The sequence below is a fragment of the Blastococcus sp. TF02A-26 genome, assembly GCF_003319125.1.
In the GTDB taxonomy this organism is placed as follows: Bacteria; Actinomycetota; Actinomycetes; order Mycobacteriales; family Geodermatophilaceae; genus Trujillonella.
Genome location: NZ_QOHG01000012.1, coordinates 133,687 through 153,777 on the forward strand (window position 1 = coordinate 133,687; position 20,091 = coordinate 153,777).

Genomic DNA, 20,091 nt, shown 5'->3' on the forward strand with positions numbered 1-20,091 from the left:
TATCTTCGTGCGGCAGGACGCAGCGCACAGTCGAGGAGGTCGGCGTGGAGGCACTCGCAGGGACGTCCGGGATCGCGACGGCACCCGTCGACCGGGCCGAGCGACGCCGGGAGGCGTGGCGGCGGATCGTCGTGCGCCAGGTCGCCAGCCTCTGCGCCCGCGCCCAGGGCTCCGACGCCGCCGCGCAGGACGCCGCGGCGCGGGCCGGGCGGCTCGCGGCGCTGCTGGAGCTCGAGGAGAAGGGCGTCCTGCGCGCCCGCTGACCCGGCGCGCGCCGAGCGGCCGCGCTAGTCGAGCAGGCGCAGCGCCGGCCGGCTGCTGAAGCGCTTCTCCAGCGTCACCCGGTGCCGCCCGTCCGCGTCGTGCCGGAAGTCCAGTCGGTCCACGAGGGCCTGCATGAGCAGCAGTCCCGTCCCGCCCTCGGCGAGCTCCCGACCGGCCCGGGTGTTCGGAGCGGCGTCGGGGTCGAGGCCCTCGCCGTCGTCCCAGACCGTGATGCGGCAGCGGCTGTCGTCGATGGCGACGCCGACCTCGTACTGCGCGTCGCCGCCGCTGTGCTGGACGACGTTGGCGCACGCCTCGGTCAGGGCCAGCGTCACCTCGTCGATGACGGGCTGCGGGATCTGCAGGTGCTCCAGCGCCTGGCGGCACAGCCCGCGGACGAACGGGACGCTGTCGGTGTCGACCGGCAGGGTCACGGTGAATGCGATGTCCATCCCGCCCCCTCCGGTCGTGTGCGGAACCCGCAGCCTGCCAGGTGGGGCCGGCGCCCACGAGCCCGCCCCGCCGACGCCGGGCCGGTGCGACGCGGGGGACTCCCCGGGCAGGGGGGTTTGCGACAGACGTTTCGATCGATACTCTTCCATCGAACTGTGAACGCGGTCACGAGCGCGACCGGCCAGGGCACCCGACGAGAGGAACCAGCGTGAGCGTCGACGAGACGAGCACCGCACCCGTGTCGGAGCGGGCGCCCCGCGTCATCCGGCTGGAGCGGCACGGTGACCGGTACCGGACCGACTTCGTGGAGCTGGCCGACGACCTGCACGCCACCGCCCCGATCGCGTGGAACGACACCGACGGCGGTTACTGGTTCGTCTCGGGCAACCAGGAGCTGTTCGACACCGCGCGGCGCGCCGACCTGCTGTCCAACGACAACGACCCGCACGGGGAGCGCAAGGGCTACGTCGGCATCAGCATCCCGGCGATGAACCCGGAGTCGGCCAAGGCGATGGCCGGCCCGGCCGGAGCCCTCGGCGGCAACTTCCTGCTGCTCGACCCGCCGGTGCAGCGGCACTACCGCAACGCGCTCAACGCGTACCTGTCCCCGGCAGCGGTGGCCCGCTGGCAGCCCGTGCTCGACGAGATCACCCGCGCGGCGCTCGACGAGGTCGTCGAGACCGGGCGGATCGACTTCGTCGACGACCTGGCCAACATCGTCCCGGCGGTGCTGACGATGGCGATGCTCGGCTTCCCGATGGCCGACTGGGAGGTCTACTGCGAGCCGACGCACGCGCAGGTCTACACGAAGCCGAACACCCCCGAGATGGACCGGGTGATCGAGCAGAGCATCGCGATGGCCATGCGGACCTACGGCTACATCGCCGAGATCCGCGCGAACCCGCGGCCCGGACTGGTGAACGGCCTCATCAACGCCGAGATCACCGGCCGCAAGCCGGAGGACAGCGACGTCTTCGGCGCGGTGTCGCTGCTCATCGGTGGCGGCTTCGACACCACGACCGCGCTCACGGCGCACGCGCTCGAGTGGCTCGGCGAGAACCCCGGGCAGCGCGCCCGCCTGATCGCCGAGTGGGACGAGCTGCGCGACAGCGCCACCGAGGAGTTCCTCCGCTACTACACCCCGGCCCCCGGCGACGGCCGCACCGTCACGCAGGACGCCGAGATCCACGGCGCGCAGTTCAAGGAGGGCGACCGGCTCTGGCTGTCCTGGGCGATGGCCAACCGGGACGCGACGGTCTTCGAGGACCCGCACGAGCTCAAGCTCGACCGCAAGGGCAACCGGCACGCCAGCTTCGGCCTCGGGATCCACCGGTGCATCGGTTCCAACGTCGCCCGCGCGACGTTCAAGACCATGCTCAAGGCGGTCCTGGACCGGATGCCGGACTTCGTCTGCGACCCCGACGGCGCGGTGCACTACGACACCGTCGGCGTCATCAACGGCATGAAGCACCTGCCGGCCACCTTCACCCCGGGCCCGCGCCTGGGGCCCGGGCTGGCCGAGACGATCGACCGGCTGCAGACCGTGGTCGACGAGCAGCGTCTCGCCGAGCCGGTGACCGTCCAGCGCGAGGCCGCCCGCCTCTCCTGACCCGCAGCCGTCCACCCCCGCCGCCGTCCCGGAGCGATCGCGGCTCCCCGTCCCCACCGGCACCGACCCATCCCCGGGAGAACCTGCATGACCGTCGACGACACCGTCCGCACCGGCGACGACCGCAGCGCGCTGCGGATCGAGCTGGACCGGCACGGAGACCAGTACCGGACCGAGTTCCAGCGGCTCTCCGACGAGCTCCACGCGACCAAGCCGATCGCCTGGAACGACACCCACGGCGGCTACTGGTTCGTCTCGGGCAACCAGGAGCTGTTCGACACCGCCCGCCGCGCCGACGTGCTCTCCAACGACGACGACCCCTACGGCGAGCGCAAGGGCTACACGGGCATCTCGATCCCGTCGCCGCCGATCGAGGTCCGCCAGCGCATGGCGGGTGGCCCCGGGGCCCTCGGTGGCCAGTTCCTGGGCATGGACCCGCCGGCGCAGCGGCACTACCGCAACGCCCTGAACCCGTACCTCTCACCGGCGGCCGTGGCCCGCTGGCAGCCGGTGATCGACGAGATCACCCGCGCGGCGCTGGACGAGGTCATCGAGACCGGGCGGATCGACTTCGTCGACCACCTCGCCAACGTGGTCCCCGCCGTGCTCACCATGGCGATGCTCGGCTTCCCGATGAACGACTACGAGACCTACGTCGAGCCGATCCACGCGGCCGTCTACACCAAGCCCGGCACGCCCGAGATGGAGCGCATCAACGCGCAGCAGATCGAGATGGGCATGCGGTCGTTCGGCTACATCTCCGACATCCGCACCAACCCCCGGCCCGGCCTGGTCAACGCGCTGATCAACGCCGAGATCACCGGCCGCAAGCCCTCCGACATGGACATCCTGGGCACGGTCGGGCTGCTCCTGGGCGGCGGCTTCGACACGACGACGGCGCTCACGGCGCACGCGCTCGAGTGGCTCAGCGAGAACCCCGGGCAGCGCGCCCGCCTGATCGCCGAGTGGGACGAGCTGCGCGACAGCGCCACCGAGGAGTTCCTCCGCTACTACACCCCGGCCCCCGGCGACGGCCGCACCGTGGCGATGGACGCGGAGATCCACGGCGTGCAGTTCAAGGAGGGCGACCGGCTCTGGCTGTCCTGGGCGATGGCCAACCGGGACGAGAAGGTCTTCGAGAACCCGCACGAGGTCCAGCTGGACCGCAAGGGCAACCGGCACGCCAGCTTCGGGCTCGGCGTGCACCGGTGCATCGGCTCGAACGTCGCCCGGGCGACGTTCAAGACCATGCTCAAGGCGGTCCTCGACCGGATGCCGGACTTCGTCTGCGACCCCGACGGCGCGGTGCACTACGACACCGTCGGCGTCATCAACGGCCTGAAGCACCTGCCCGCCACCTTCACCCCGGGCCCGCGCCTGGGCGCGGGGCTGGTGGAGACCATCGACAGGCTGCAGGAGGTCGTCGACGAGCAGCGGCTGGCCGAGCCGGTGACCGTGAAGAAGGAGGCCGCCCGGCTCTCCGAGTAGTCGTCCCGCCCCTCGGGCGCCGGGTCCGCGGACCCGGCGCCCGATCGGGTGCTCCGACGGCGACCGGACGGGTGACCTGATCGAGACAGCCGTGGGACCAGGGCCTACGGTGTTCCGGGAGCAGGTGTCCGGCGCCGGGGCGCCGCCTGCTGGGTGAGAGGCTGAGGTCCGTGCTGTTCGAGGTCCAGCGCACGACCGTCCACGGACGGCCGGCTCTGCGGGTGCGCGGTGAGCTCGACATCGCGACGTCACCCCAGCTGGCCGACGCCGTGGACGGCGTCCTGGAGGCCGGCCCGACCGCGTTCGTCGTCGACCTGAGCGAGACCACGTTCCTCGACTCCTCCGGCGCCCGTCAGCTCGTGCGCACCGCGCGGCGTGCCGACGGCGCCGGTGTCCCCCTGCAGGTGGTGTGCCCCGCCGACAACCGGCCGGTCCGGCTCGTCCTCGACCTGCTGGACCTGCAGCAGGCGGTGCCGATCGTGGAGAAGCCGGGCTTCGCCGGTGGGGGCTTCGGCTCGTAGGGTCGGCCGGTGACCACGGCCGAGAGTCCCCTGCCCGACGGCGCGACGGCCGACGCGGTCCTGTCCGAGGCGCTGCTGCGCTGCGCGGACGAGCCGATCGCCGTGCCGGGCGCCATCCAGCCGCACGGTGCGCTCCTGGCCGTGACCGAGCCGGACCTGACCGTCGTGGTGGCCTCGGCGAACGCCGCCCGCGTGTTCGGCACGGACGTCGGGGGGCGCACGCTGGCGGAGCTGCTCGAGCCCGCCGACCTGCACCGGCTGCGCGCCGGGCTCGCGGGAGACGCCGGCGACCTGGCCGAGCTCAACCCGGTGCGGCTCGCCCTGCCCGGCGGCCCCGTCGACCTGGTGGTGCACCGCGCCGACGGGCTCCTGGTCACCGAGTGGGAGCTGCTGGAGGGCGCCGCGGAGGCGGGCCCGGCGTGGCACCGTCGGCTGCCGTCGGTGCTGCAGCGGCTGTCCGGAACCGCCACCCTGGAGGAGCTCACCGAGGTCCTCGCCCGTGACGTGCGGGCCCTCACCGGCTTCGACCGGGTCATGGTCAACCGCTTCGACCGGGACTGGAACGGCGAGGTGGTCGCCGAGGACCGGCGGGCGGACCTCGAGCCGTTCCTCGGCCTCTGGTACCCGGCCGCCGACATCCCGGCGCAGGCACGGGCGCTGTACGCCACCAACTGGATGCGGCTGATCCCCGACGCCCGCTACACCCGGGTGCCGCTCGAGCCCGCCACCGTGCCCGCGACCGGGCGGCCGCTGGACCTCTCCGGCGCGATGCTGCGCAGCGTCTCCCCGGTGCACCTGGAGTACCTGGCGAACATGGGCGTCGTTGCCTCGATGTCGGTGTCGCTGATCGACCGCGGGAGGCTGTGGGGCCTCATCGCCTGCCACCACTACGACGGTCCGCGCCGGCCGTCCTACACCGACCGGGTGGCCGCGGAGTTCCTCGGCCGGACCGCGTCGCTGCTGCTGCCCACGACGGTCGACGCCGCCGAGCAGGGGGACGTCGTCGGGGTGGCCCAGCGGTCGGCGGACCTCGTCGCCGCGGTCGGCCGGGCCGGGCGCACGCCGCTGCCCGCCCTCACCGAGGGTGGCGGGGGAGCGCCCTCCGTGCTCGGCCTGTTCCCGGCGACGGGGGCCGCCGTCCGGCTGGACGGGCGCCTGCGGCTGCTGGGGGAGACCCCACCGGCCGAGCGGGTCGGCCCGCTGGTCGAGGCGCTGCTGGCCGCGGGAGCCCCGGTCACCGACTCGCTGCCCCGGGTGCTGCCCGGCGCGGCCGACCTCGCCGGCACGGCCAGTGGGGTGCTCGCCGTCGGCCTGGACGGCGGGGACTTCCTCGCCTGGTTCCGGCCGGAGACCCCGCGCGAGGTCACGTGGGGCGGCAACCCGCACAAGACCGAGATCGCGGCGAGCGGCCGCCTCTCGCCGCGCCGGTCGTTCGAGGCGTGGACCGAGATCGTCCGCGGTACCGCCCGGCCGTGGCGGGAGCACGAGGTCGCGGCCGCCCGGTCGCTCGCCGAGCAGGTCGCCGTCGCCGGCCGGGTCCGGGCCGAGGAGGAGAACCGGATGGCCGCCGCCCTGCAGCGCACCCTGCTGCTCGACGAGCTGCCCAAGGTGCCCGGCGTCGACCTCGCCGCCCGCTACCTGCCCAGTGCCGACGACGTCGTGGGCGGGGACTGGTACGACCTCGTGCCGCTGCCCAGCGGCCGGGTGTCGTTCGTGCTGGGCGACGTCGCCGGCCACGGGCTGACCGCGGCGGCCGTGACCGCCCAGCTGCGGCACGCCCTGCGCGCGACGCTGCTGCGCGACCTCGGGCCGGGGACGGCGCTGGCGGAGCTGAACCGGCTGCTCACCGCCCTGCTGCCCGGGGAGATGGCCACCGCGGTCGTCGCCGAGCTCGACCCGGCCACCGGCGAGGTCGCCATCGCCAGCGCCGGACACCTGCCCGTGCTCTCCACCACCGCCGGGTTCCTGCGCGCCGGTCGCGGTCCCGCGCTGGGCATCCTCGACGACGCCGAGTACGCCGAGACGCGGCTGCGGCTGACCGGCGACGAGCGCCTGCTGTTGTTCAGCGACGGGCTGGTGGAGCGCCGCGGCGAGCCGGTGGACGCCGGGCTCTCGGTCCTGGAGTCCGCGGCGACGGCGGAGGGCGCCGACGTCTCGGCCGTCCTGGACGCCGTCCTCGCGGTGCTGGACCCGCCGGACACCGATGACGTCACCCTCCTCGGCCTCGGCCGGGTCGGCTGACTCAGACCAGGAAGCGGTAGGCCGTCGTCCCGGGCGCGAGGTGCTGGATGCGCAGCGGACTGGTCTCGATGCGCGCCAGCAGCGCGGTCAGGTCCGCGGCGCTGCCGACCTCGATGCCGGTCAGCGCGGCGCCGGTCTCGCGGTTGTCCCGCTTGACGTACTCGAACAGCACGATGTCGTCGTCGGGGCCGAGGACCTCGTCGAGGAAGCGGCGGAGTGCGCCCGGCTCCTGCGGGAACTCGACGAGGAAGTAGTGCTTGAGCCCCCGGTGTACCAGTGACCGCTCGATGACCTCGGCGTACCGGCTGACGTCGTTGTTGCCGCCCGACAGCAGGCAGACCACGGTCTGCCCCGGCTCGACGGTGACGAGACCACCGGTGAGGGCTGCGGTCGCCATGGCCCCGGCGGGCTCGGCGATGACGCCGTCGACCTGGTAGAGCTCGAGCATCTCGGTGCAGATCTGGCCCTCGGGGACGGAGACCAGCTCCGCACCGCAGTCGCGGACCAGCGGGAACGTCAGGTCGCCGGCCCGGCGGACGGCGGCGCCGTCGACGAAGGTGTCGATCTCGGGCAGCTCCACCGGGTGCCCGGCGGCCAGGGCCGCGGTCATGTTCGCCGCGCCGGCCGGCTCGACGCCGACCAGCCGGGTGCCGGGGCTGTGCTCGGCGAGCCACGTGCCGGCGCCGGCGAGCAGCCCGCCACCGCCCACCGGCAGGACGACGACGTCCGGGCGCTGCGGCAGCTGCTCCAGCAGCTCGACGGCGACCGTGGCCTGGCCGGCGATCGTGCCCGGCGCGTCGAAGGCGGGCACCAGCGTGCCGCCGGTGGCGCTGGCGTGCCGGGCGGCCGCGGCGGCGGCGTCGTCGTAGGTGTCGCCGGAGACCACCAGCTCGACCAGGCCCTTCCCCAGGGCGGTGATCCGCTGCCGCTTCTGCCGCGGGGTGGTGCCCGGCACGAAGACGTAGCCCCGGACCCCGAGGGCGGCGCAGGCGTGGGCCACGCCCTGGCCGTGGTTGCCGGCGCTGGCGCACACGACCCCGGCGGCGCGGGCGGCGTCGTCCAGCCGGCTGATGGTCGTGTACGCGCCACGGATCTTGTAGGAGCGGCCGATCTGCAGGTCCTCCCGCTTGATCCACACCTCGGCGCCGGTCAGGGCGGAGAGCCGGGCGTTGCGCTGGAGAGGGGTGCGGTGCGCGATGCCGGCCAGCCGGCGGACCGCGTCGTCGACGTCGGCGGTGAAGCTCACCGCTCCATCCTCGCCGAGCGCGCTGTCTGCGCCGGTCACCGGGCGGGGTGACATGCCTCCCGGTCAGGTCGTGGGCGGGAGCAGCGTGCCGTCGTCGGTGCGGGTCAGGCGGCCGGTCGCGACGGCGAGCTCCGCGGCCCGCTCGAGCAGCGGGGTGAGCGACGGGGTGCGACGGCGGTAGCCGAAGACCTCCGCGGTGCGCACGAACAGCTCGTCCGCGGTGGTGCCGGCCGCCGGGCAGAGCGCCGCCATCGCGTTGGCGACCTCCTCCGGCGCGACGTGCTCCAGCGGCCGGTCGGCGCTCGTGGCCTGGCGCCGGAACGCCCGCCAGGTCGCCCGGTCCACGCTCGACGGCCACACGAAGTCACCGGCGAGGACGTCGGCGGGCAGCAGCGCCAGCAGCGCGTCGCGGCGGGTCTCGGTGACCCGGGTCAGCCCGTGCGCAGCGGCCGCCAGCCGGGTCAGCCGGTCGCGGTGCACCGGTCCCTCGGCGCGGAGGCCGGCCCCCAGCACCCGCCGGACGGCGCGGGCGGTCGCGGGGTCGGCGAGCTGGTCGAGCGCCTTGCGGTCCCCGGCCGGCTTCGGCGTCCACGGCACGAAGCGCTGCTCGCCGTCCAGCGCCGGAGTGGGCGGGGTGCGGCCGGCCGGGCGACGGGCGGGCCGGGCGGGCGGCGGCTCGGCGTCGGTACCGGCGGGGGCCGGGTCCGCCGGAGCGGTCTCCGGCCCCGGCGCGATCACGGTGAGCTCCGCCCGCACCGGCGGCGCGGGCTGGACCGCGGGGGCCAGGGCCGCGGCGGACCGCAGCGCCGCCATCGGCGGCGCGGAGGGGGCCGGCGGCGTCGCCGGGCCGTCGTCGACGACCACGAGGACCGGGCGCACCCGCGGCACCTGGGGCACGGAGGGCTCCGGATCCGGCGCGGCGGTCGCGGGCTGGGCGGCGGGCGCGGGGGAGGCGGGCGCGGGGGACGCGGGAGCGGCCGGTGCGACCGACCGGGTCGCGGCGACCAGGTGGTCGAGCACCGCCTCGCGGTCACGCAGCCACGAGGGGAGCCAGACCCGCTCCACGGCCGGCCAGCGCAGCATCCCGCCCAGCACCTCGACGGGCAGGCCGTCGCGGTCGCCGACGGTGCCCCGCCGGGCCCAGGCGGGTCCGTCGAGCAGCACGGCCATCACCGGGGTGTCCGGGGCCTCGGGCGCGCTGACCGACAGGTCGATGCGGAACTCCGACAGGCCGACGTCGGTACGCACCTCGAGCCCCCGTCCGCGCAGTGCGTCGGCGATCTCCTCGCGGTGCCGGTCGAGGGTGGTCAGCGGGCGCGCGTCGCGGGGGAGGGCGTCGGTGCCGAGCGCCGCGAGGTCGAGGTAGGCGCGCAGGTGCTTCACCCCGACCGACGCCGTCTGCTCGGCGCGCAGCTGGGCCGGGTCGAAGGAGGTGAAGACGACGACCTGGCGGCGGGCGCGGGTGATCGCCACGTTGAGCCGGCGCTCGCCGCCCACCCGGTTGAGCGGACCGAAGTTCAGCGGCAGCACCCCGCGGTCGTCCGGGCTGAAGCCGGTCGAGAAGAAGACGACGTCGCGCTCGTCGCCCTGGACGTTCTCCAGGTTCTTGACGAACAGCCCCTCGCCGTCGGTCCGGTCCAGGGCCTCGACCAGCCGCTCGTCGTCGGCGTCGCGGAGCAGCCCCTCGATGTAGGAGCGCTGCTGGGCGTTGAAGGTGACCACGCCGATCGAGGGCAGCGTGTCCGGCGAGAGGTCGAACCGCCGGCGGATCTCCGCGACGACGGCCTTGGCCTCCATCGGGTTGGTGCGCAGCAGCCGCCCGGCGCCGGAGCGGTGGAAGGTGCCGTGCACCCGCACCAGCGAGACCCCGCGGCCGTCGGGCTCCGCCGAGGACCGCCCGTGGGTGGGCGCCGGGAACGACGACAGCCGGTTCTCGTAGTAGTTGGTGTTGCTGAAGGCGATGAGCGACTCGTCCTGGCTGCGGTAGTGCCACGACAGCCACTGGCGCGGCACCCGGGCCTGCACGCACTCGGAGAGGATCGACTCCTCGTCCTCGACCGTCGTCCCGAGGAGGTCGACCGGGTCGTCGTCGCCACCGGTCGCCGGCTCGGCGAACGACGTGGGCGGCATCTGCCGGCTGTCGCCGACGACGACCGCCGCCCGGGCCCGGCCCAGGGCCCCGACCGCGTCGGCGACCCGGATCTGCGACGCCTCGTCGAAGACGACCAGGTCGAACAGCCCGGCGCGGGCCGGGAAGAACCGGGCCACCGAGTCGGGGCTGACCAGGACGCACGGCGTGACGGCCGTGACCAGGTCGGCGTACTTCTCCAGCAGCCCGCGCACGCCCAGCCCCCGGCGGGACCGCGCCAGCTCCCGCTGCAGCGCCCCCACCCGGCCGTCGCCGGAGTGCGCGTCGAAGGGGCGGGCGGCCAGCAGGTCCGCGGGCAGCGCGGCGGCCAGGTGCCGGCGGACGGCGCGGGAGGCGGCGGCGAACCGGCCGATCGCCTTCTCGTGCACCTCGGCGTCGAAGGCGTCCAGCCCGGAGGCGTCCCGGCGCTCGGTCACCGAGGTCACCGCGACGCCGTGCTCGAAGGCGCGCAGCGCGTCGTCGGCGGGCAGTTCGCCCCGGACGAGCACCGTGCGGGCGTCGGTCAGGCCGACCGCGCGCAGCGGCTCGAGGGTGTCGAGGAACGAGGCCCAGCGGCGCAGCGACATCAGGCCGGTGTGCTCGACCCCCCGCTCGGGCCGGGTCATCGTCCAGCGGAAGACCAGGCCGTCGTCGCCGCACCAGGCGGCCAGCCGGCGCGCGTCGCTGCCGCACACGGTGAGCAGTGCGGTGAGGGTGTCGCGCAGCCGGGCGACGGCGTCCGCGGCCGCCGCGTCGGGTCCCGGCCCTGCGACGACGTAGCGGCGCAGCTGGACGGCGAACTCGCTGGCGCTGTCGACCAGGGCCCCGGACCGGCGCAGCCAGTCCACCTGCCTCTCGAGCACGTCCGGCGCCAGCAACGGGTTCCAGTCCGGCGGGACCGACAGGCCGGGGATCACCGCGGCGCGGGCGGCCAGCTGGGCGGCGGCGGTCTGCAGCCGCCACAGCGACGCGGCGAGGTCCGGGACGTCCCGCAGCCGCAGCTTCACGTCCGGCCGCAGCACCGGCGCGAGCTTCTCGCGGACCACGGCGAGGCCGCGCCGACGGGCCAGCCAGGTCGCCGCCTGCGCGGTCTGCGCCTCGACGTACAGGTCGGCCAGCGGCAGCGCGAGCGCCTCGGGGGTCGCGACGTCGAGACCGGGGTGCACGCCGGTGGCGAAGGCCGCGACCTCGGCGAGCACCTGCGTCGTGGCCGCCGCCCACCGCGCGGTCGGGACCTCGTCGAGCACGTCGAGCGTGGTCGGCGGGCCGGAGAGGAGGTGGGCCAGCCCGTCGAGGTCGGCCGGGGTGCACACCTCGCGCAGCGCGCGGGCCAGGTGGTCCTCGGTGGGCAGCGCGCGGATGGCGGCGTCGACGGCGGCCGCGGCCTGCTGGGCGGCCAGCAGGTCCACTCCCGGGGTGTCGACGAACGCCCACGCGTGCCGGGGGGAGGGGCGTGTGAGGTCGGCGACGTCGGGCAGCAGCGCCAGCGCCCGCCGGACGGCGGCGAGGTCGTCGGCCGCGGCCGCGGCGACCACCGGAGCCGGGACGGGCAGCAGGGGCGTGTCGTCGGCGAGGACGAGCAGCGCCGTCCGCGCCGAGTAGTAGGAGAGCCCGGCGGCGTTGGGCGCGTGCAGCCGCTCGGCGTAGCGGGCCAGCGTGCGGCGGGCGGCGCGCAGGCCCTCGGCGTCGGCACGCAGGCCCTGCCGGTCGACGGCGACGGCGTGCTCCAGGGCCGCCTTGACCTGCGCCCGCACCGCGGCGGCCTTGCTGCCCTTGTCGTGCAGGTCGAGCGCGAACGGACCCATGCCGACGGCGTCGAGTCGGCGGGCCACCACGTCGAGCGCCGCCCGCTTCTCGGCCACGAACAGCACGCGCTTGCCGTCGGCGACGGCGCGGGTCAGCAGGTTGGTGATGGTCTGCGACTTGCCGGTGCCGGGCGGGCCCTCCAGCACGAAGGTGCGCCCGGCACCGGCCTCGGCGATGGCGCGCAGCTGCGAGGCGTCGGCCGGGACGGGACACTGGGCGGCGAGCTCGTCGAGGTCGACGGTGCCGGCGGTGTCCGGCGCCGGGTCGGCGAACGCCTCGGTGGGCCCGTGCAGCAGGTGCGCGACCAGCGGGTTCTCGGCGAAGTCGGCCCAGTGCTCGTCGAGGTCGCGCCAGAGCCGGTACTTGGCGAACTGGAGGACGGCGAGGTCGGCGGTCGGCTCGACCCGGTGGGGGAGCCCGGCCTCGGCCAGCGCCTGGCGCATCGCGTCCAGGGCGCGGTCCAGCGCGATCCCGGTGCCGTCGCCCTCGGGCTCGGCGAGGCCGGGCACCACCAGCCCGTGCACCTGGCGGAGCTTCTCCAGCAGGCAGTAGTTGGGGGTGCTGCTGCCGGTGTCGTCGACGGTCAGCCGGTAGCCGCCGCCGCGGGAGGCGGCGGTGAGCACGACCGGGACCAGCACGAGCGGCGAGCGCAGCGGCCGGCCGTCCAGCTCCCAGACCAGGCTGCCCAGGGCGAGGTACAGGTTGTTGGCGCCGGTCTCCTCGCGGACGGTCTTGGCCTTGTAGGCCAGGCCGCGCAGGCGGGGGAGGTAACCGCCCTCGGTGACGTCGGCGTGCACCGACCGCCGCTCGGTCAGCGTCTCGGTCAGCAGCTCCTCGGGCAGCTCGCGGGCGCTGGCCGCACCGCGCTCCCGGTGCACCGCGGCCAGCCGGTCCGACGGCAGCAGGGAGACCGTGGTGCCGCCGGAGAGCATGTCCTCGAGCGCGGCCAGGGCGCCGGCGGGAACGGTCAACGGCAGCCCGGACCGCTCCGTGTAGTTGATCAGCCGGTTGCGCAGCGAGAGGTCGAGCAGCGCGTTCTTCCACTGCTGCACGCGCCCCGGGGCCTCGGGCCGGCCGTGCCGGCGCACCGGCCGGTCGCCGTCGGCGCCCGTCGGCTGCGTCGGGCGGGGCGCGGCGCCGTGCACCGCCGGCCGGTACTCGACGACGTGCACGGTGCCGTCGGTGCCCCGGGTCCGCGCCGGCAGCGGCACGATCCCGTCCCGCCGGGCCCGGTAGACGTCGGTGACGCCGACGATCCGGTCCAGCCCCTCGGGCCCGCGCCCGAGCCCGCCGGTCAGCCAGGCGGAGTAGGCGGCGCGGTGCAGCTCCTCGGCGTCCGGCAGCGGCGCGGCCTCGCCACGGGAGGTGAGGAGAGTCGTCTCGACCAGCCGCACGTAGCCGAGGTCGACCAGGTTCACCAGCGGCGCGACGTCGGTGGTGGCGGCGCTCTCCGCGCTGCGCTCCTCCCGCCAGTAGCCGAGGAAGGCGTGACCGTCCCCCACCCACAGCAGCGGCCGGATGCCGGCGTGCTCCAGCGCCGCGGCCAGCACGACCACGGTGTCCAGGCAGGTGCCGACCCGGCCGTCGAGCACGTCACCCGGCGTGCGGATCTTCTGGCCGACGTCGGCCCAGCTGGCCGGCGGCTCGCTGTAGCGGATGTCCCGGGCGGCCATGGCGGTGGCGAGCGCCGACACGATCTGGTCGACCCGCTCCGGCCCGGCCTGGTACCCCTGCACCGACGGGTCGCCGGTGCGGTCGGCCAGCAGCGTCGCGGCCTCGTCGAGCAGGTGCGCGACCGCCGGGTGGTTGGGCAGGACGTGCGCGGCGAGCATCTCCAGGGCCAGCGGCGCGGGGGTCGCCAGCCACTGGCTGGCGGCCAGCACCTGCACCGGCAGCGCCGTCCCGCCGACGTCGTCGCCGTCGACCAGGACGTCGATCTCGATGGAGCCCGGCCGCTGTTCCTCGATCTGCAGCATCGCTGCGGGGTCCATGACCAGGCCGACGTCGCCCAGCACGGTCGTCCGCCCGGCGTCCAGGTCGACCAGCCGCTCGACCGCGCCGCCGATGGGGCCCTCGGCGTCGAGCACCTGCAGGCGGACGGTGGCCGCCCGCGCGGCGCCGCCGTGGTTGGTGAGGGTCAGCCTGGAGACCACCGGGACCCGGTTGTGCGCGAGCGCGTAGGAGAGCACCGGCGTGCTCGTCGCCGAGATCGCCACCGCCGGCCGCGCGCTGCCGGCGGCAGCGGGGGCCGGGCGGACCGGAGTGGTGCTCACGGTGTCCTGTCTACCGGTCCGGACGGACCGGTCCGGTCAGGACGCGGCGCCTCCTGGGACGGCTGTGACGGACGGAACCGGCGTGACGGTGAGATGCGTGCCGTTGACCTGCACCGGTGCGGTGCGCGCCTTGGTCTGCCGATCCGCGCACGAGCGGTGGCGTCCCCGCAGGCGAGCGGTGGATGTCGCGCAGATGACGTCTCACCCCACCGGCGCGCCGTCGGCCCGGTGGCGCGCCGGCTGCTGCCACGGTCCCCGGCACCGATTCCCCGGGAGGTCCCGATGTCCTGTCCGTCCTGCACGCCCACCGGTCGCTGCCCCGCCTGCGAACGGGCCCGCGCCGCGACGATCGTCCGGGTGCGCTCCAGCTGGACCCGCCCCGCACGGACCGGACCCCGGCCCGGCTGACCCCGCCGTGCCAGGGTGGGGGCGTGCCGAGACGGAGTGCGGGGGTGCTGCTGCACCGTCGCGGACCGGCGGGCCCCGAGGTGCTGCTCGGCCACATGGGCGGACCGTTCTGGGCCCGCAAGGACGACGGCGCCTGGTCGATCCCCAAGGGGGAGCACGCCGCCGACGAGGACCCCGAGACGGCGGCACGGCGGGAGTTCGCCGAGGAGCTGGGCAGTCCGGTGCCGGCGGCGGACCTGGTGCCCCTGGGTGAGCTCAGGGCCTCGGGGAAGGTGCTCGCCGTCTGGGCGGCGGAGGGGGACCTCGACGCGACGACGTGCCGCAGCAACACCTTCTCCCTCGAGTGGCCCCCGCGCTCCGGTCGGGTGCAGGAGTTCCCGGAGATCGACCGGGCGGCCTGGTTCCCGCTCGCCCAGGCCCGGGAGAAGCTGGTCAGGGGCCAGGTCCCCTTCCTCGACCGGCTCGCCGCGCTGGCCGGTGGGTGACGGGCGCGGGGAGCGTTCATGACGGTTGGCTGACGAGTCGTCCCAGGAGTCCCACGCGGTACGGGATCGGCCGCCGGGCGTGCCATCGTTCGCCCGCCCGAGTCCCCGGCGGACTCCCGAGCGGAGGAGAGCCCGTGTCCTGCCCCACCTGCGGCACCCACGACCAGCGTGGCGCCTACTGCACCTCCTGTGGCGTCGAGCTGCTCTCGATGACGCAGCCGGTGCTCCGGCTCGAGACCCGCCGCAAGCCCGCCGTCCCCGCGCCGGCGCGGACCACCTGAGTGCCACCGGCCGCACCGCCAGCAGCGGTGCGGCCGGCCGGACCGGTCAGGGAGCGGGGGCGAGCTCCGCGGGAGCCGGCGCCGCCACCGCCGAGGTCCCGCCGTCGTCCTCCCGGATGCCGTAGCGGGCGTAGACGCGGCGCAGCGGTCCCGGCGCCCACCAGTTGGCCCGCCCGAGCAGCCGCATCGTGGCCGGGACGAGCAGCAGCCGGACCACGGTCGCGTCCACCACGATGGCGATGAGCATGGCGACGCCGATCATCTTGATGAACGTGATGCCCGACAGCGAGAAGGCGCCGATCACGACCACCAGCAGGAGCGCCGCGCTGCTGATGATCCCGCCGGTGCGCTGGAGCCCGGTGGCCACGGCGGTCGTGTTGTCGCCGGTGAGGTCGTACTGCTCCCGGATCCGGGACATCAGGAAGACCTCGTAGTCCATCGACAGCCCGAAGACGATCGCCAGCACGAGGATCGGCTGGGTCGCCTCGACGAAGCCCGTGGGCGTGAAGTCCAGGAACCCCGACAGGTGGCCCTCCTGGAAGATCCAGACGAGCGCGCCGAACGAGGCCCCGAGCGACAGCACGTTCATCAGCACCGCCTTGACCGGCAGCACCACCGAGCCGAAGGCCAGGAACAGCAGGACCAGCGTCGTCGCCACGACCAGCAGCGCCATCCACGGCAGCAGCGACCCGAGGCTGTCCAGCAGGTCGGCCATGACCGCGCTCTCGCCGCCGACCAGGACCTCGACCCCGTCGGGCACCGGCACGTCCCGGACCGCCTCGACCAGTGCGCGGGCGTCGGCGTCGACCGGGTCGCCGCCGTAGGCCACCGCCACCCGGGCCGTGTCCCCGGCGGCGGAGGTCACCGTGGCGCCGTCCACGCCGGGGACCGTCGCCACCGCCGCGACGTACCGGTCCAGCGCCGCCGAGCCGGCCGCGGAGTCCACCGCGTCCGGCAGCGAGACGATCGCCGTCACGGGAGCCTCCGGCGCGGCGGGGAAGTCGGCGTCGATGGTCTCGGAGACCACCCGGCTCTCGGTGCCCGCGGGCAGCACCCGGACGTCGATGGCGCCGAACTGCACGCGCAGGAACGGCAGCGCCAGCACCACCAGCAGCGCGATGACGGCGACGGCGTAGACCATCGGCCGGCGCATCACGCTGCGGGCGATCCGGTACCAGGCGCCGTGCTCGTCCGGTCCGGCCGGCGCGGGGACGGCGGGCCGGCGGGTCAGCCGGCGCAGGAAGGGGCGGACCGACAGCGCCTCCACCCGCGGGCCGAGCATCCCCAGCAGCGCGGGGAGCAGGGTGAGGGCGGCCAGCATCGCGACGAGGACGGCGCTCATCCCGCCGAAGCCCATCGAGCGGAGGAACACCTGCGGGAAGATCGTCAGCCCGGCCAGCGAGATGGCGACCGTCGCGCCGGAGACGGCGACCGTGCGGCCGGCCGTCGCCATCGTGCGGGCCACGGCGTCCTCCACCGATGCCTGTCGCGCCATCTCCTCCCGGAACCGGCTGACGACGAACAGGCCGTAGTCGATGGCCAGGCCGAGGCCCAGGATCGTCACCACGTTGACCGCGAACACCGAGACGTCGGTGAAGCCGCTGACCACGTGCAGGGCGGTGAAGGCGCCGAGGATGGCCGTCCCGCCGATCGCCAGGGGCAGGCTGGCCGCGGCGAGGCTGCCGAAGATGACCACGAGCAGCACCGCCAGCACCGGCAGCGAGATCATCTCGGCCCGTGCGATGTCGGCGCCCACGCGCTCGTTGATGTCCCGGTTCACCACCGCGTTGCCGCCCAGCGACGCGGTCAGGCCGTCGGCGGAGAGCTCGTCCTCGATCGCGGTCATGGCCTCGTCGTCGTCCGCCCCGTCGGCGAGCTGCAGGACCGCGTAGGTCGCCTGCCGGTCCTCGCTGACGAGCGGGTCGGCGCCGGTGGACCAGTAGGTGGTGGTGCGGGCGAGCAGGTCCTGCGGCAGCGCGGCCAGCGAGTCCTGGACGGCGGCGCGGAAGGCGGGCTCGTCGACGGTCAGCTCGTCGCTGCGGTAGAGGACGACGACGTCGGCCGATTCCCGGCCCAGCTCCCGCTCCGCCACGTCGGCGGCCCGGGAGCTCTCGCTGTCGGGGTCCTCGAAGCCGGCACCGGTCAGCTTGCCGAACACCCCGGTGCCCCAGACGCCGGCGACCAGCAGGAACAGCAACGACACGACGACGACGGTCCGGCGGCGCCGGTACATCACTCGGCCGAGGGTCTCGAACACGGGTCCTCCCGGGGAGCCGGTAGAGTGAGTGAACAGCGTTAGCTAACGCCGATAACTCTGCATACACCGTTCACTGACGTCAAGGGGGACCGCGATGGCGGACGGCGCGTCCCCGGAGATCGGGACCCGGCGCGAGCGGGCCCGGGCAGACACCGTGCGCGAGATCCGTGAGACCGCACGCAGGGTCCTGGTGACCTCCGGTCCCGAGGGGCTGGCACTGCGGGCCATCGCGCGGGAGATGGGCCTGTCCGCCCCCGCGCTGTACCGCTACTTCCCCAGCCGCGAGGACCTCGTCGAGCAGCTCGTCGCCGACCTCTACGACGAGCTCAGCGACCACCTCGAGGCCGCCCGGGACGCCGTCCGGCCGCCCCGCCCGGGCGCGCAGCTGCTGGCGGCCGCGCGGGCGTTCCGGCACTGGGCGACCACCCACCACGCCGAGTTCGGGTTGCTGTTCGGCAGTGCCGCACAGGGGGTCGTGTCGGGGGACGTCGCGGAGGGCCCCGCCGAGCTCGCCGGCCGGCGCTTCGGTGGCGTCTTCGCCGCCCTGATGGCGCAGGTGTACCTGGAGCAGCCGTTCCCCGTCCCTGCGGACGGCGAGCTGACCCCGGAGCTCCAGGAACAGCTCGAGGCGTGGTGCGCCAAGCTCCCCGTCGCCCTGCCGCTCGGCGTGATGTCGGTGTTCCTCTCCTGCTGGATCCGCCTCTACGGCATGGTCTGCATGGAGGTCTTCGGCCACCTGCGCTTCGCGCTGGCCGATCCGGAGCCGATGTTCGAGTCGGAGATGCGGCGGGTGGCGTCGGAGCTGGGCATCGTCGAGGACTGTTCGCCGCCGTCCTGAGCGGCCGGCGGTCCACGGCGGGATCGGGCGCCCGCGGTCGACATGTCGACTCGGCGTGGCGAGGGTCACTGCTAGCAATCTGCTTGCAGAAGTTAGCGCCCGGTCCAGGCGGGGCACCCATCCAGACGTCAGGTCATCCCCGATGTCTGGAGTTCCCCGTCATGACCGACAACACCAAGATCGTCAACCAGCTCCGCGCCCTCGTGCTCCTCACGCAGACCGAGGAGCAGGTCGCGCGTACCCGCGTGTCGCAGGCCCGCACCGACGCCGTGCGCCGTGAGCTGAACCAGAACGCCGACCACGCCGCCGAGCGGACCCGGCTGATCACCGAGCAGCTGCGCGCTCTCGGTGGTGTGCCCGACGTCGTCACCCCGGCGCTGGGCCGGCTCTCCGCGGTGTTGAAGGCCACCTTCGAGCAGGCCGCCCCGCTGGAGGAGGCCCTGCTGACCGACCTGCAGCTCGAGCACCAGCTGCTGGACCGCGCCACCTACGTGAAGGCGCTGGCCACCAAGGCCGAGCTGCCCAAGGTGGAGCACCTGGCCGAGCGCCTGATCACGGCGCACAAGGCCACCGTCGAGTGGCTCACCGTGGTGCTCGCCGAGGAGGCGCTGGGTGGCCCCGCCGCCCTGATGCCGACCCCGCTGCAGCGGGTCGCCGGGACGGCCGCCCGTGCCGCCAACGCCCCGGTGCGCTTCGTCGCCAACCGCGTCAACGAGGTGCTCGACAGCGCCCAGCAGGTCCGCGACGAGGCCGGGGACCGGCTCGGCGAGGTGGCCGACAAGGCCAGCTCCTTCACCGGCGCCGTCCGCGAGACGCTGACCGTCGGCCGGTCCGCCGCGCTGCGCCGGGCCGAGCGGATCGCCCGCCGCGAGGGCAACCGCGACGCGGCCGACGCCGCGAGGTCCGCCCGCGAGGAGCTCGGCGACGTCACCGCCGACGAGCTGCCGATCAAGGGCTTCGACTCGATGAGCACGGCCGACGCGGCCAAGGCCGCCAAGGCGCTCCGCTCGCCGCACGACATCAACGTCGTGATCCGGTACGAGGAGACCCACAAGAACCGGTCGAGCGTCATCAGCGCCGCCCAGGTCGCCCTGGCCGCGGTCGCCAAGGAGGTCGTCGGCGTCGACAGCTGACGCCGCGGACCCGTTCGGGAGGCCCGCACCCCTCAGGGGGTGCGGGCCTCCCGCCGTGCGGGGGCGGCTCCGGGCGCCGCCTCGGGGAACACCCACCGCCGGTAGCTCACGAACCGCAGCGCGGTGCCGATGACGATCGAGGCGACGTTGGCGATCTGCAGGACCAGCGCGCCCTCCTGGCCCAGCACGTAGCGCACGAACGCGATGATCCCGAGCCCGAGCAACAGCGTCGCCGCGTTGATCGCCGCGAACAGCGGGTAGCCGCGGCGCACGGAGGCGCGGGGCCGACGGCGGTAGGTGACCAACCGGTGGCCGGCGAAGGCCACGGTGGACGTGACCAGTGTGGCCAGGGCCTTGGCGAGGACCGGTGGGACGCCCGCGGAGGCGTAGAGCAGCTGGAACAGGACGAGGTCGAGGGCGAAGCAGATCGCACCGACGACGCCGAAGGCGGACAGCTCCCGCACCAGGCGGCGCCAGGCGCCGGTGACCGGTGGGAGCGACCACCAGGAGCTCCGCACGCCGAGCAGCCTAGGTGTCGCAACCAGGGACGTTGTTGACAGTCGGCGTGGCGGCTTGATCAACAAGGAGACCTCCGGAAGGAGTGGCGGTGCTTGACGTCGCCGTTCCCAACCGGAGGTCTCTGTGGCCCACGCTAACGCC

Annotated in this window: 14 protein-coding genes; 9 read left to right on the forward strand and 5 right to left on the reverse strand. The window is 74.8% G+C overall.

Translation table 11 applies throughout. The features are described 5' to 3' along the window. The first annotated feature begins 44 nt into the window (after window positions 1–44). Window positions 45–263, forward strand: a complete 219-nt coding sequence (locus DQ240_RS14955) for a hypothetical protein (protein WP_113840411.1) — start codon at window positions 45–47, stop codon at window positions 261–263. Window positions 264–287: 24 nt separating this feature from the next. On the opposite strand, the gene DQ240_RS14960 is transcribed toward DQ240_RS14955, so the two are convergent. After that, window positions 288–716: an ATP-binding protein gene (locus DQ240_RS14960; RefSeq protein ID WP_158548731.1), complete on the reverse strand. Its 429-nt coding sequence runs from the start codon at window positions 714–716 to the stop codon at window positions 288–290. 209 nt (window positions 717–925) lie between these two features. Here DQ240_RS14960 and DQ240_RS14965 point away from each other — a divergent pair, with 209 nt between their 5' ends. From DQ240_RS14965 to DQ240_RS14980, 4 genes are all read left to right on the forward strand, one after another. Beyond that, window positions 926–2,326, forward strand: coding sequence for a cytochrome P450 (locus tag DQ240_RS14965; RefSeq protein ID WP_199589332.1), 1,401 nt, complete (start codon window positions 926–928; stop codon window positions 2,324–2,326). A gap of 87 nt (window positions 2,327–2,413) precedes the next feature. Beyond that, window positions 2,414–3,814: a cytochrome P450 gene (locus tag DQ240_RS14970; protein WP_113840413.1), complete on the forward strand. Its 1,401-nt coding sequence runs from the start codon at window positions 2,414–2,416 to the stop codon at window positions 3,812–3,814. Between the two features lie 170 nt (window positions 3,815–3,984). Next, a complete protein-coding gene (locus tag DQ240_RS14975; RefSeq protein ID WP_158548733.1) occupies window positions 3,985–4,335 on the forward strand; it encodes an STAS domain-containing protein in 351 nt (116 codons plus the stop codon). Between the two features lie 9 nt (window positions 4,336–4,344). Next, window positions 4,345–6,576 (forward strand): SpoIIE family protein phosphatase, encoded by a 2,232-nt coding sequence (locus DQ240_RS14980; RefSeq protein ID WP_113840415.1) that lies wholly within the window; start codon window positions 4,345–4,347, stop codon window positions 6,574–6,576. Window position 6,577: 1 nt separating this feature from the next. Here DQ240_RS14980 and ilvA read toward each other — a convergent pair whose 3' ends face one another. Further along, window positions 6,578–7,822: a threonine ammonia-lyase IlvA gene (ilvA, locus tag DQ240_RS14985; RefSeq protein WP_233498731.1), complete on the reverse strand. Its 1,245-nt coding sequence runs from the start codon at window positions 7,820–7,822 to the stop codon at window positions 6,578–6,580. A gap of 63 nt (window positions 7,823–7,885) precedes the next feature. Continuing rightward, window positions 7,886–14,029, reverse strand: a complete 6,144-nt coding sequence (locus tag DQ240_RS14990; protein WP_113840417.1) for a DUF4011 domain-containing protein — start codon at window positions 14,027–14,029, stop codon at window positions 7,886–7,888. 431 nt (window positions 14,030–14,460) lie between these two features. Between DQ240_RS14990 and DQ240_RS14995 the strand changes: the two genes are divergently transcribed. Both DQ240_RS14995 and DQ240_RS23325 read left to right on the forward strand, forming a co-directional pair. Further along, entirely contained in the window at window positions 14,461–14,922 is a 462-nt protein-coding gene (locus DQ240_RS14995; RefSeq protein WP_113840418.1) for an NUDIX domain-containing protein, read from the forward strand. Between the two features lie 134 nt (window positions 14,923–15,056). Then, complete coding sequence (locus tag DQ240_RS23325) at window positions 15,057–15,203, forward strand: hypothetical protein (RefSeq protein WP_158548735.1); 147 nt, start codon at window positions 15,057–15,059, stop codon at window positions 15,201–15,203. A gap of 46 nt (window positions 15,204–15,249) precedes the next feature. Here the strand turns inward: DQ240_RS23325 and DQ240_RS15000 are convergent, their stop codons facing one another. Next, window positions 15,250–17,460 carry an MMPL family transporter gene (locus tag DQ240_RS15000; RefSeq protein WP_113840419.1) on the reverse strand — a complete coding sequence of 737 codons (2,211 nt, stop codon included), beginning with the start codon at window positions 17,458–17,460 and terminating at the stop codon, window positions 15,250–15,252. Window positions 17,461–17,554: 94 nt separating this feature from the next. On the opposite strand from DQ240_RS15000, the gene DQ240_RS15005 reads away from it, so the two are divergent. Together DQ240_RS15005 and DQ240_RS15010 are read left to right on the forward strand one after the other, a co-directional pair. Beyond that, a complete protein-coding gene (locus DQ240_RS15005) occupies window positions 17,555–18,298 on the forward strand; it encodes a TetR/AcrR family transcriptional regulator (protein WP_199589333.1) in 744 nt (247 codons plus the stop codon). 161 nt (window positions 18,299–18,459) lie between these two features. Next, window positions 18,460–19,431 (forward strand): ferritin-like domain-containing protein, encoded by a 972-nt coding sequence (locus DQ240_RS15010; protein ID WP_113840420.1) that lies wholly within the window; start codon window positions 18,460–18,462, stop codon window positions 19,429–19,431. A 32-nt stretch (window positions 19,432–19,463) separates the two neighbouring features. On the opposite strand, the gene DQ240_RS15015 is transcribed toward DQ240_RS15010, so the two are convergent. Beyond that, a complete protein-coding gene (locus DQ240_RS15015) occupies window positions 19,464–19,949 on the reverse strand; it encodes a GtrA family protein (protein WP_113840421.1) in 486 nt (161 codons plus the stop codon). Window positions 19,950–20,091: the final 142 nt, after the last annotated feature.